Source organism: Mycolicibacterium sp. SMGY-1XX, assembly GCF_059132455.1.
Genome location: NZ_CP101139.1, coordinates 6,059,523 through 6,071,846, shown reverse-complemented (window position 1 = coordinate 6,071,846; position 12,324 = coordinate 6,059,523). Strand labels below are relative to the sequence as shown.

Here is a 12,324-nt window from a genome sequence, read left to right as displayed (position 1 = left end):
GTGGCTACCGGTACACACCCCAGCCCGCCCACCGCACTGATCACCGGGCCCACCTCGGGTCTGGGTGAAGGGTATGCGCGCCGGCTCGCCTCCGATGGATACGACCTGGTTCTCGTCGCCCGCGATGTGGACCGGCTCAACGCACTGGCCGCCCACCTGCGTGCGCGGCACGGCCGCGGGGTCGAGGTGCTGCCCGCCGATCTGGCGGTCGCCGAGGATCGCCAGGCCGTGGCCCAGCGACTGGCGTCCGGGGTCCGGGTGCTGGTGAACAACGCCGGGTTCGGAACATCGGGGGAGTTCTTCACCGCCGACCCCGCGCTGCTGCAAGCGCAGCTGGACGTCAACGTGACAGCGGTTCTGCAGCTCACCCGGGCCGCCTTACCCGCCATGATCGCCGCCGGTGAAGGCACGGTGATCAACATCGCGAGTGTCGCCGGCCTGGTGTCCGGGCGCGGCTCCACCTACTCGGCATCCAAGGCGTGGGTGGTGTCCTTCACCGAGGGGCTCGCGGGCGGACTGTCGGGCACCGGCGTCTCCATCCACGCGGTGTGCCCCGGGTTCGTGCGCACCGAGTTCCATCAACGGGCCGGGATCAGCATGGCCGGTACGCCGGCGCCGCTGTGGCTCTCCGTCGAGGACGTGGTGCGAGACAGCCTGGCGGCCGTCGGCAGAGGCACCGTGGTGATCGTCCCGGGCTGGCAGTACAAGATACTGACCACTGTGGGCCGACTGGCACCGCGCAACATGGTCCGGGCCTTGGCCACCACCTTCGGCAAGGGCCGGGGACGAACGTGACAGGAGACAGCACAGCCGTGACAGCACCTGCGATGACCGAGGCCGACCGGGCAGAACTCGCCGGACTGGTACGCGACCTGGCGGTGGTGCGGGGCCGGGTCGTCTTGTCCTCGGGCAAGGAGTCGGACTATTACGTCGACCTGCGCCGCGCCACGCTGCATCACCGGGCGTCACGGTTGATCGGCTCCCTGATGCGCGAACTGACCAGCGACTGGGAGTACGCCGGCGTCGGTGGCCTCACCTTGGGAGCCGACCCGGTGGCCACCGCGATCATGCACGCCGCCGGGCGGCCCATCGATGCCTTCGTGGTGCGCAAGTCCGCGAAAACCCACGGGATGCAGAAGCTCATCGAAGGTTTCGACGTCGCCGGCCAGCAGGTGCTGGTGGTCGAGGACACCAGCACCACCGGGGCATCGCCGCTGACCGCGGTGCGGGCCGTCCGGGAAGCCGGCGGCGTGGTGGTCGGGGTGGCCACGGTGGTGGACCGCGCCACCGGCGCGGCAGAGATCATCGAGGCCGAAGGGGTGCCGTATCGCAGTGCACTCGGGCTCGGCGATCTGGGGCTGGGATGAGCGACGCGGACGGCCGGTCCAGCTGACTTGATGGCCAAGTACCGGGTCGACGATGTCGACCATGATTACCGCAGGCCCCGCGGCCGCGCCGGGGCGGACGTCGAGCACGATGACATCGACGACATCGACGAATCGCTGTGGGATGACGTCGTCGACGTCGTCTGCGTCGGCCGGGGGCGCCTCGGTGAGGCGGTCGCGGCCGCTGCCCGCAGGGTCGGCCTGGAGGTGCTGGTGTCCGATCGGCCCGACACCGCCACGAGTGACGCCGAGCACCTCGACGGGCTACTCGGGGTCACCGACGAGCAGACGGTGGCCTATCTGCGAGCGCTGACCGAGGACTTCGGCCCGTTGGCCGAGACCCATTCCGGCATCCCGACGCGCGTTGTGGGCGAGCCGCTGCGCCCAGCGGCGCGGCGGGCCCGGCTCGAGACGTTTTACGGTGCCGCACTTCGGGATTGGGGTACGGCGTGTGTGTCGTCGCCCTACGGATTGCTGTACACCCGCGTGGTCGACCCCATTCTCTCGGTGCCCTACGCGGGGACCGGCGGTTCCATCGCGGCGACGGTGCTGGACTCCATCGACCTCGATCCGGAACTCCCGGAAGACAGCGTGGAGCACTGGCTGTCGGCGACCGCGCAGGGTGACCAGGCTGCGACCGCGGACACGTTCACGCGGTTGTTGTTCGACGACGCTGTGGTGGTGGGGGCGGTCCTGGAGTCACCCGACGGCGAGCGCACCGTCCGGGCCCGGCACGGGGTGATGCTGCCTCTGCGTGACGGAGTCAGCGCGTCTGCGCACGGCGCCGGCCTGAATCTGCGCGAAACCGCCGAGGTGGCACTGGTTTCCCGCACCGCGAGCAGATTCGCCCGGCTGGAGTTCCTGGTTCGCGAGTCGCCCTGATCAGGGTGACACCGGGGCCGGCGTCGGGATGGGAGCCGGTATCCGCTTCTGGGCGAACATGGCCTCCATGGCCGGACCCACCAGCGGCCGTGACAGCAGATAACCCTGTGCCCTGTTGCAGCCATGCTGCACCAGGGTGCGGGCTGCGGCTTCGGTTTCCACTCCTTCGGCCACCAACTGCAGGTCGAAAGCTTCGGCCAGTGCGATGACAGCGCGGACGATCGCCAGATCGCCTGCGCTGCTGCCCAAGTCGTGCACAAAACTCTTGTCGATCTTCAGGGTGTCCACCGGCAGCGACTTCAAGTGCGACAGCACGCTGTAGCCGGTCCCGAAATCGTCGATGGCGATCTGGACGCCGACCGCCTTGAGGGCGGCCAAAGTGATCCGGGTGGTTTCGATGTCTTGTACGACAACACTTTCGGTGATCTCCAGGCATACCGACTCGCCCGCGAGCCCGAACTCGTCCAGAATGTCGGCCACCGCCTCGGCGAACCCCTCGGCTACCAGCTGGACCGGTGAGACATTGAGCCGCAGAACGGCATCGAGCCCGACGCCGCGGGAGCGCCACTGTCCGAACTCGGCGCACGCGGCGCGCATCACCCAGCGTCCCAGCTCACCGGCGAGGTTGATCGACTCGGCGACCGCGATGAACGAATCCGGGTACAGCAGTCCGCGGGTCGGATGCTGCCACCGCACCAGGGCTTCGGCGGCCAGCACCTCGCCGGTGCGCATGTCGATCTCGGGCAGATAGTGCAGCACCAGCGCGTCGCTGTCGATGACGCCCTGCAGGTGCAGTTCGATGTCGTTGCGGAAGGCGGTCTTGAGTGACATGTCCTCGGAGAACACCGCGATCTTGTTGCCGCCGGCGTTCTTGGCGGTCAGCACCGCCTGGTCGGCCTTGCGGAGCAGATCCGAGGCGCTGTCGCGGCCCGGTTCACCCAGTGCGACGCCCACACTGACTGTGCGCGTGAGCATTTCGCCGTCAATGGCGACGCGTTCCCGAAGCGCAGCCTGCATGCGCTGGGCCAGTGCCTCGCCGTCGCCGACATCGGTGGGGACCGTCGGTACCACCACGAACTCGTCACCGCCGAGGCGCGCGATCAGACTGTCCGAGCCGGCCTTGGCGCGCAACCGTTCGGCGAAGATGCGGATGAACCAGTCACCGGCGTTGTGGCCGAGGTAGTCGTTGACGGCTTTGAGCCGGTCCAGGTCCAGGAACAGGACAGCGACGGGCCCCGGTTGGCCGGCCTTGAGTCGGTGCTCGAGGTGGGAGATCAGTGCGCGCCGGTTGTAGACGCCGGTCAGGTCGTCATGATCAGCCAGATACCGGAGCTGTTCTTCGGCGAGGATGCGTGCCTGGACCTGGGCGAACAGTGACGCGATGGCCTTGAGTGCGTTGAGTTCCTCCGAGCCCCACTCGCGGTCGCCGAACTTGATGAAACCCATTGCCCCAGTGGTGACGTCACCGGACAGCAGAGGGACGAAGGCGCCGGAGGTGGCGACCACGCCGCTGCTTTCCTCGATCTTCTTCTGATAGTCGTCGGTGGCCGGGGTGGGCCGGATGACCAGCGGCTCCTTGGCGTGCTCGGCGAAGGCGAAGACAGGGTCGGCGTCGGCGAAGTAGACCACCGCAATGGGATCGGGATCGGGAATGAACGGGCGCGGCGGCCATTCCGCGATCAGCTTGGTCGCACGGATCTCGTGGTCGTTGTACCGGAGGAAACTCACATCGACACCGAGGTATTCGACCAAGTGCTCGAGCACCTGTGTACTCAGCTCGACGTGGGTCTCAGCGTCGGCCGCCATCAGTCGCGTGGCGACTGATGTCACGAGGAGATCCAAGCGCCTCGACATACCGTTACGCCTCAACCATTTTCCTAGTGTAGGCCTCGCGCCGGCTCCGGATGGGTGCGCGTGTCGTATCCGACAGACGCAACATCAGCGCATGGCGTGCACCCGCAGTATCGGTCAGTTCGTTGAATGCAACTTGCAGTTCCCGCAATTCGGGGGCGAAGCGGGGCGACAGCCCGGTGAGATCGTCCTCGTCATGTGCGTACAGGAACACCGGCGAGATCGGTTGCACTCCGAATCCTTGCTGCTGAGCGGCAATCCACACCGCTTCGGTGGCGGCGCCGCCGCGGGCGTAGTCGGTCAGTGTGTCGCCCTCGAAGATCACCAGCGCCAACGCCGAACTCGAGACCACCCGGTCGTAGGTGTCGTCCCCGAGTGATCGACCGGCGTCCCAGTCCGCCAAGGACGCCATGACGTCGGGACGGCGCAGCACATCCAGCAGCACCAGGTCATTGCGTTCGATACCGAGACTGCTGACGTCAATGCCGGTGTCCGGATCGGGATCACCGGGCCAGCGCAGCTCCGAGATCATCTCCCGATGCAGCTCAGCGGTCAGATAGCGAACCCGGTCGGCGGCGGCGAGGATCGTGGCGAGCGAGTCGATGGTCGGCCGGTCGGCGATCAACTGCAGCGCGGCGCCCTCACCGTCGGCCGCCGCTTGCAATACGCGGGTGAGTTCGGGCGACGGCGTCTGCGGAGTGCCGAGATGGCGGTTCGTGCCGCGGCCGAGCATGGCTTCGTAGAGCGACGCGAGGTCCTCGGTCTGGCCGTCGGTGAGCCGGACGGTGGCCCGTAACGGGGAGCCGTCGGCCTCGGGCGGGAGTTCCGTCACGGTGACCTCGGCACGCCGGTGTACTGCCGCCGCGGCGACACGGGCGTTGAACACCGCCGCGCCCAGCGCCACCGCACTGGCGCGGTAGCCGACGTCCATCCTCGAGGTCCGTTCGGGCACCAGGTGCACTGTCACGGTGTCGGCGGTGGTGCTGATCCGCCACGGCTGCGTATTGCCGCCTGAGGGCGCCCGCACGGCCGCAGCGGCGACGATCTCAGCGGGAGAGGCGCCGCCGGCTTCGGCGACGGCCTCGGTGGCCACCAGATCCCGCGGCGGCAGTGGCTGATCCAGGTCATCGAGGGCGGCGCTGACGTCGATGCGCGACCGCCCGGACTGCAGGGGCTCGCCGAGCCCGATGCGGCGCACCCCCTCGACAACCGAGGTGGCGCCCAGGATCACTTCGCCCGCGAGCTGCGGCCACGTGGTCAGCGTGGAGTTCACCTCGAGCATCGACGCGGCCCCGCGTGCCGACGAGTGCGCCACGTCGATGAACCGGAGCATGTGGGGAATCTTGTCACGTGTCGACAAGCCGGCCATCTGGGCCGAATCGATACCGCGCAGGAGCCCGTGCAGGATCGGGCGATCCGGCTCGAGATCGAAGCGCTCCACGTCGATCAGGCCCCGGTCTCCGGTCGACATCAGTACGGGCAGTTTCCGTTCCCGCGCAGCCTCCCGAATGACGACTTTCATGTCCAGGGAGTCGCACTCGTCGATCACGATGTTCAGACCCTGGAAGAACCGGTCCACCGACTCGGTGCTCAGCCCGTGGGTATCCGCTTCCACCTGCAGGTAAGGGTTCAGCTCGGCGATCCTGCGGGCGGCGATGACGGCCTTGTTGAGACCGAGATCGAGCACTGTCGCAGGCACCCGGTTCAGGTTGGAGAGCTCGAGTTCGTCGAAGTCCGCGAGCCGGAGCCGGCCGACCACACCCTGTAGCGCGAGGGTGTGCGCAATGACGTGGCCGACGCTCAGACCCACGACGCCGATGGTCAGCTGCCCCAGCCTGGCCTGCTCGGCGGCGGTGATCATGTTGCGGTTCCGGTCGAGCCGCAGCGCGGCGAACGATCGCGGCCCCAGAACTCCGACGACGGTGCGCCGCCACGGGTAGTACGCCCACCGGTGCGGCTCCTCGAAGAGCTCAGCGGGCACGGCGGGACGCAACCGGCCCAGCGTGTCGCGCTGCTGCGCGAGAGTGTCGAGGACCTCGACCGCCGGGTCGGCACGAAGTTGCTCGAGCACACCTCGATGCTCCGGGTCCCTCTCGTCGAGAAGCGTTGCCCTGTGCGCTCCGCCAGGGGTGTCGTCCACGCCTGCGGGTCGGCTCACAGGCGTGCACCGGCGGAGGTCGCTGGCAACTCGTGCAATCCATAGGTCACCGGGGCAAGGTACGCCGCCTCGGTGAGCACCTTGGCCAACTGGTTGGGTTGGGCGTGGTTGGCGTAGGTGCGGCGGTCCCAGAACATGATCTTGGTCCGGTACCGTTCGTCGGGGTACGGGGTCGCCGGGATCCGGGACACCACCACCCCTCCGGAGGAGCGCCAGCGGTCGAGGACGTGGGCTGCGGCGGTGGCCATGATGAACTGAATATCAAGTACTGCCATGGTGTGCATCGCGGTACGGGCCAAAGTGGTCGTCACGGCGCGGCTCCGATCCGGGTCGTCGGACACCCACGCGGTCTTCATCTCCGAGAGTCCGAACGGGATGCGGTCGTTGATCATCTTGCGCACGGTGCCCTGTCCGGGCTGGCCCTCCCATTCCAGCACGGCATGGGATTGATCAGCGTTACGGTAGGGTTCCTTGGCCCTGACACCGCCGACAACTTTGCCCGATCCGTCGATCGCGGCAAAGAACAGGGCGGTGCCGGTACCATCTGCGATCTCGTCCCAGTCCAGTGCGGCATCGGCGCCGTATTTGTGGTAGCTGCGCTGTGCGCCGGTTAGGTATTCTGCCCACAAATTCTGCTCGCTCTGAGGTTGCGACATCACTATCGTGCAGTCGGTATCGCTGTCGTACCAACTCGCACTGGCCGGCATGTGCAGAGTTTGGGTAACGGCGTCCTGATGCGGAATGGTCACGGTGCTTCCGTTTCTGTCGGGCTTGGAGCCGGGCGTTTGCCACGGCCTTATTCGGTTTGCGCGTCCCCCCGACGTGCTAATCAGCACTCCTAATTATCGCCCGGTATGGGGCGATTTTCCGACTGTTAGCCCAGTTCAGACGCCTTTCCGCAAGTCGGGGGCGTGCGACTGCGGACTGATCGTGTCCGTTACCGTGTGTTTGCCATCCGAACTCGTCAGTAGGTGTTTGAGAACGGTTGGGTACAGCAACTGGCGCGTCCTGAATTCAAAATTTGCGGGATCGTCAGAAAGCATGCAATGCTGGCTCGCGTTTCGGGGTTCAGGTGGGGTTGCATTCACTGCCGGATCGATGCCAAGCGGTCCAACGCCCGACCCCTTGAATTCATCGATTGGAAGTGCGCTGGACTCTATTCCCGAACCGGTTGCCGGTCATAGCGCGCCACGGCCGGATGTTTGCGCCCAAGAAGATCGAGGAGCGCCCCGGTGTTTGCTCAGGGAAGCCTTGCCGAACCGCCGCGGGGGTGTGGACGCTGCGGTTCGGGGACGTCGTCGCTGACATCTAGCGAATAACGCGGCGCTTGGCGGCGGCATCGGTCGATGGGCGAGCACCGTACAGTGCAACGGAGTTCCCGTCCACCGAACACCTGTAGCTGGAGCTGATGTGCACCTCCCACGAGTCCTGCGCCACCGCCTCGCACTCGCGGTGGTGGTCGTGCTCCTCCTGGCGGGCTGCGGCGACAGTGCAGCCAGTACCGCGCCCTACGGCGCGGGCGAGGCGCGTATCGGCGAGTCACTGGCGGTGCTGGGCTGGAACATGTCGGTGGCGAACCTGCGTTTCGAGGCCGATCACGTTCTCATCGACGTCGACGCCGTTCCCACCGACACCGCTGCCCCGCATGCGGCACCCCAGGACATCCGGTTCGGGTTGTACGGCGCGCTCGTCCACCCCATCGAAGCCGCCGGCCTGGGCAGCTGCGACGCGGTGCTCGACGCCGCCACACCGTTGTCGCTGCGCGAACCCGACCACCTTTCCGGCACCGTCTGCCTGGGCCCGATCCGCGACCAGGCGCAGGTGCGTGGCGTGTACGCCTATTCACCCGCAGAGCGCCTACCGGGAACGGCTGCGGCCTACGCCGCGGCATTCCCGGTGGGCTTGCCGCCCACCAACGCCGCCGACACCGGGCTGACCGTGAGCACGACGAGCGTCGAGGCATGGCGCGCCGACGGAGTACCGCTCACCCCCGAGTCGCTGGGTGATCCGGCGGCGTTCTCGGGGGACGGCTACATGCTGCTGGGTCTGCAGATCGACGCCGTCGCCCAGCAGTACCGCGACGACTCGGCACGCCGGGGCGGACCGATGATGGTGATCGTGGCACCGACGCGACCACCACCCGGCGTCAACGCGGCCTGCTCCACCTACGGCGCCGCACTGCTGGTCCTTCCGGACGCCTCCTTGAACTCCGTGCACATGGCTGCCTCGTTGTGCACCCAGGGCGAGATCAATGCCGCGCTGCTGTACGCGACGGTGTCGGTGGTGGGCACACGGGCCGCGGTGTGGACCGAATGACCGGACCTGGACCCACCGAGTGGGGAACGGGCACCACCGGCGTGGGCCCGTGGGAAGGACCTTGGCCCCAGGACCCGCGGTACGACCCCGACCTGCTGCGCGACGGTGACACCCGCAACGTCGTAGATGCCTACCGGTATTGGACCCGGGAAGCGATCGTCGCCGACATCGACACCCGGCGTCACCCCTTCCACATCGCCATCGAGAACTTCGGCAGTGACGCCAACATCGGCGGGGTGGTGCGCACCGCCAACGCGTTCGCCGTCGACACCGTCCACATCGTCGGCCGTCGCCGGTGGAACAGGCGGGGCGCGATGGTGACCGACCGCTACCAGCGATTGCAGCATCACGACACCACCGCCGAACTCCTGGCGTTCGCCGCGGATGCCGATCTGACCGTTGTCGCCGTCGACAACGTCCCGGGCGCCACCCGGCTCGAGACCGCCGAGCTGCCCCGGCGCTGTCTGCTGGTGTTCGGCCAGGAAGGCCCCGGTATCACCGACGCGGCCAGCCAGGGCGCCGAGCAGGTGGTGTCCATCGCCCAGTTCGGGTCGACCCGCAGCATCAACGCCTCCGTGGCCGCCGGCATCGCGATGCACGCCTGGATCCGCCGTTGGGGTGACCTCGACGCCGCCTGGTAAGGAAAGATCGAGGCTCATGGGTGCAAAAAACGATGAGGTCTGGGCCAATCGTGCAGCCTCAGCCGAAACCGCGGTCACCACCCGTCATCTCAAGAAACTCTGGGGCCTGCCGGGCACCCAACTCGGGGTGGTCGCCTGGCCCCCGACCTCACGGGACACCCGCTTTCTCACCTGGCATTACTGGTGGCAGGCCCACGTGCTGGACTGCCTGGTCGACGCCCAGGTGCGCGACCCCCAGCCGGATCGTGTCACCCGGATCAGCCGCCAGATCCGCACGCACCGGCTGCGCAACAACCTGGCCTGGACCAACGACTACTACGACGACATGGCCTGGCTGGCGCTGGCGCTGGAGCGCGCCGGCAGGCTGGTCGGCGTTGCCAAACCCAAGGCGCTGGAGAAGTTGGCCGACCAGTTCCTGAAGGCCTGGGTGCCCGAGGACGGCGGCGGCATCCCCTGGCGCAAACAGGACCAGTTCTTCAACGCACCCGCCAACGGCCCCGCCGGAATCTTCCTGGCGCGATACCTGACTTCTCACGGGGACCGGCTGCGGCGCGCGCAGCAGATGGCCGACTGGATCGACGCGACGCTGATCGACCCCGAGACCAACCTGGTGTTCGACGGCATCAAGGCCGGGTCGCTGGTGCGGGCGCAGTACACCTACTGCCAAGGGGTGGTGGTCGGTTTGGAGACCGAACTGGCGGTGCGCACGCAGGACCCGCGCCACGGGGAACGGGTGCGCCGGTTGATCGCGGCGATCGACACCCACATGACCGCCGACGGAGTACTCAAAGGCGCCGGCGGCGGTGACGGTGGGCTGTTCCACGGGGTGACCGCGCGCTACCTGGCGCTGGCGGCCACCGCGCTGACCGATCAGGAGGCGGCCGACCAAGCCCGCGCACTGGTGCAGCGCTCGGCGGAGTCGGCGTGGGACAACCGCCAGACGGTCGACGGCCTGCCGCTGTTCGGTAGCTCGTGGGACCGGGCCGCCACCATTCCGACCGCGGGAGGCAAAGAGGCCGAGTTCGTCGAGGGCGCGGTGAATGCCTCCGAGGTGCCCGAGCGGGATCTGTCGGTGCAGCTGTCCGGTTGGATGCTGATGGAGGCCGCCTACGCCGTGTCGACCACCGGCGGTGATGACGATGGCTGAGCCCGGTGGTTGGGATCCGGACGTCCACACGGTGGCGCACGCGAACATCACCCGGTTCACCGACTGGTTGCGGGACTCGGGCCGCGGCGACTTCCCGGATTACCCGTCGTTGTGGGAGGCCTCGGTCAGCGACGTCACGTGGTTCTGGTCAGCGATCTGGGACTTCTTCGGCATCAAGGCCGGCGTGCACGCCTCGACCGTGCTGGCGGAGGCCAGGATGCCGGGGGCGGTGTGGTTCCCGGGCGCCAGGCTGAACTACGTGTCGCAGGTGTTCCGGCACGCAGATGACACCCGGGCCGCCGTGGTGGCCGTCGGGGAGGACGGCGCAACGGAGTGGTCGTGGGACCGATTGCGCACCGAGACAGCCGCTTTCGCACACTATCTGCGCCGCGCCGGGGTGCGGCCCGGGGACCGGGTGGTGGGATATCTGCCCAATGTCGCCGAAACCGTCGTGGCATTCCTGGCCGCCGCGTCGGTGGGCGCGACGTGGGCAGTGTGCAACCCCGACCTGGCTGTCGGAGGGGTGATCGCCCGGCTGGGCCAACTCGAACCCACGGTTCTGGTGGCGACCGACGGCACGGTGTACGGCGGCAGACAGCATGACAAGCGCTCCGATCTGGCCGAGATCCAGAGCCGACTGCCCACTCTGGTCGCCACCGTCGTGATACCCCGACTGGGACTGGAGGTCCCGGAAGGCGCGGTGCCGTGGTCGGAGGCGGTGTCGGCGGACGTGCCGTTGGAGATCACCGACGTGGCTTTCGACCACCCGTTGTGGGTGCTCTTCTCGTCAGGCACCACCGGCACCCCGAAAGGTATCGTCCACGGCCACGGCGGCGTGCTGCTCGAACACGTGAAATACCTTTCGCTGCATGTGGATCTGCATCCCGGGGACCGCTTCCTCTGGTACTCGACGACCAGTTGGATGATGTGGAACTTCCTGGTGGGCGGGCTGCTGGTGGGGGCGACGACCGTGGTCTACGACGGCAGCCCGACGCATCCACACACCGACCGTCTCTGGCAGGTGGTCGCCGACCACCACGTCACCGTCTTCGGGGCGGGCGCCGGTTACCTGCTCGCGTGCGCCAAAGAGGATCTCCGCCCGGGCGACGAGTACGACTTGTCCGCGCTCCGCAGTGTGGGCTCCACGGGATCGCCCTTGCCCGCGTCCGGTTTCCGCTGGGTGCAGGACGGGGTGGGACGCGCGATCCCGGTTCAATCATGTTCGGGGGGAACCGATGTCGTGACAGCGTTCATCGGCTCGGCGCCCACCGTGCCCGTGGTCGCCGGTGAGCTGTCCTGTCTGGCCCTGGGCGCTGCGGTGGAGGCCTGGACCGAGGAGGGGACATCCACGATCGGCTCCCCGGGTGAGTTGGTGGTCACCAAACCGATGCCGTCGATGCCGGTGTTCTTCTGGAACGACCCGGACGGGGAGCGTTACCGTGACGCGTACTTCGACAAGTTCCCCGGAATCTGGTGCCACGGCGACTGGCTGACCATCACCGAACGCGGCTCGGTGATCGTGCACGGCCGCTCGGATGCCACCCTCAACCGCCACGGAATCCGAATGGGCAGCGCCGAGATCTACAACGCGGTGGAGCACATGCCCGAGATTCGTGACTGCCTGGTGGTGGGGGTCGACAAGAGCGACGGCGGCTACTGGATGCCGCTGTTCGTCGCGCTGGCCGACGGCACCGATCTCGACGACGATCTCCGTGCCCGCATCACCTCGGCGATCCGCACCCACGCCTCACCTCGCCACGTCCCCGATGACATCATCGAGGTGCCCGGAATCCCCCGCACCATGACCGGTAAACGTTTGGAGATCCCCATCAAACGCATCCTGCAGGGAGCCGACCCGGAGAAGGTCGTCGCGCCCACCGCCATCGATCACCCCGACTTCTTGTCCGCCTTCGCCGAATACGCCCAGACGTGACCGAGACGACG

10 protein-coding genes are annotated in these 12,324 nt (G+C 67.6%); 7 read left to right on the top strand and 3 right to left on the bottom strand.

The window, feature by feature from the left end:
• From NL241_RS28980 to NL241_RS28970, 3 genes are read left to right on the top strand one after another with little or no spacing between them, the layout of a single operon-like run.
• Entirely contained in the window at window positions 1-795 is a 795-nt protein-coding gene (locus tag NL241_RS28980) for an SDR family NAD(P)-dependent oxidoreductase (protein ID WP_494395747.1), read from the top strand.
• A 32-nt stretch (window positions 796-827) separates the two neighbouring features.
• Window positions 828-1,367, top strand: coding sequence for an orotate phosphoribosyltransferase (gene pyrE, locus NL241_RS28975; protein ID WP_494398410.1), 540 nt, complete (start codon window positions 828-830; stop codon window positions 1,365-1,367).
• A gap of 30 nt (window positions 1,368-1,397) precedes the next feature.
• Window positions 1,398-2,267, top strand: a complete 870-nt coding sequence (locus NL241_RS28970) for a hypothetical protein (protein ID WP_487694132.1) — start codon at window positions 1,398-1,400, stop codon at window positions 2,265-2,267.
• Here the strand turns inward: NL241_RS28970 and NL241_RS28965 are convergent, their stop codons facing one another.
• Genes NL241_RS28965 through NL241_RS28955 form a run of 3 tightly spaced genes read right to left on the bottom strand, consistent with a single transcriptional unit; the run spans window position 2,268 to window position 6,983 of the window.
• Window positions 2,268-4,121 (bottom strand): bifunctional diguanylate cyclase/phosphodiesterase, encoded by a 1,854-nt coding sequence (locus NL241_RS28965; RefSeq protein WP_487694134.1) that lies wholly within the window; start codon window positions 4,119-4,121, stop codon window positions 2,268-2,270. It lies immediately after the preceding gene.
• A 4-nt stretch (window positions 4,122-4,125) separates the two neighbouring features.
• Window positions 4,126-6,276, bottom strand: coding sequence for an Rv1355c family protein (locus NL241_RS28960; RefSeq protein ID WP_494395746.1), 2,151 nt, complete (start codon window positions 6,274-6,276; stop codon window positions 4,126-4,128).
• Window positions 6,273-6,983 (bottom strand): hypothetical protein, encoded by a 711-nt coding sequence (locus NL241_RS28955; protein ID WP_487694137.1) that lies wholly within the window; start codon window positions 6,981-6,983, stop codon window positions 6,273-6,275. The genes NL241_RS28960 and NL241_RS28955 overlap by 4 nt, the downstream gene beginning before the upstream one ends.
• A gap of 721 nt (window positions 6,984-7,704) precedes the next feature.
• Here NL241_RS28955 and NL241_RS28950 point away from each other — a divergent pair.
• From NL241_RS28950 to NL241_RS28935, 4 genes are read left to right on the top strand one after another with little or no spacing between them, the layout of a single operon-like run.
• On the top strand, window positions 7,705-8,592 hold the full coding sequence (locus tag NL241_RS28950; protein WP_487694191.1) for a hypothetical protein: 888 nt from the start codon (window positions 7,705-7,707) through the stop codon (window positions 8,590-8,592).
• Window positions 8,589-9,233 carry a TrmH family RNA methyltransferase gene (locus NL241_RS28945; RefSeq protein WP_487694138.1) on the top strand — a complete coding sequence of 215 codons (645 nt, stop codon included), beginning with the start codon at window positions 8,589-8,591 and terminating at the stop codon, window positions 9,231-9,233. Before NL241_RS28950 ends, NL241_RS28945 begins: the two co-directional genes overlap by 4 nt.
• 16 nt (window positions 9,234-9,249) lie before the next feature.
• Entirely contained in the window at window positions 9,250-10,380 is a 1,131-nt protein-coding gene (locus tag NL241_RS28940; RefSeq protein ID WP_494395745.1) for a glycoside hydrolase family 76 protein, read from the top strand.
• A complete protein-coding gene (locus tag NL241_RS28935; RefSeq protein ID WP_494395744.1) occupies window positions 10,373-12,313 on the top strand; it encodes an acetoacetate--CoA ligase in 1,941 nt (646 codons plus the stop codon). The genes NL241_RS28940 and NL241_RS28935 overlap by 8 nt, the downstream gene beginning before the upstream one ends.
• The last annotated feature ends 11 nt before the right edge of the window (window positions 12,314-12,324 follow it).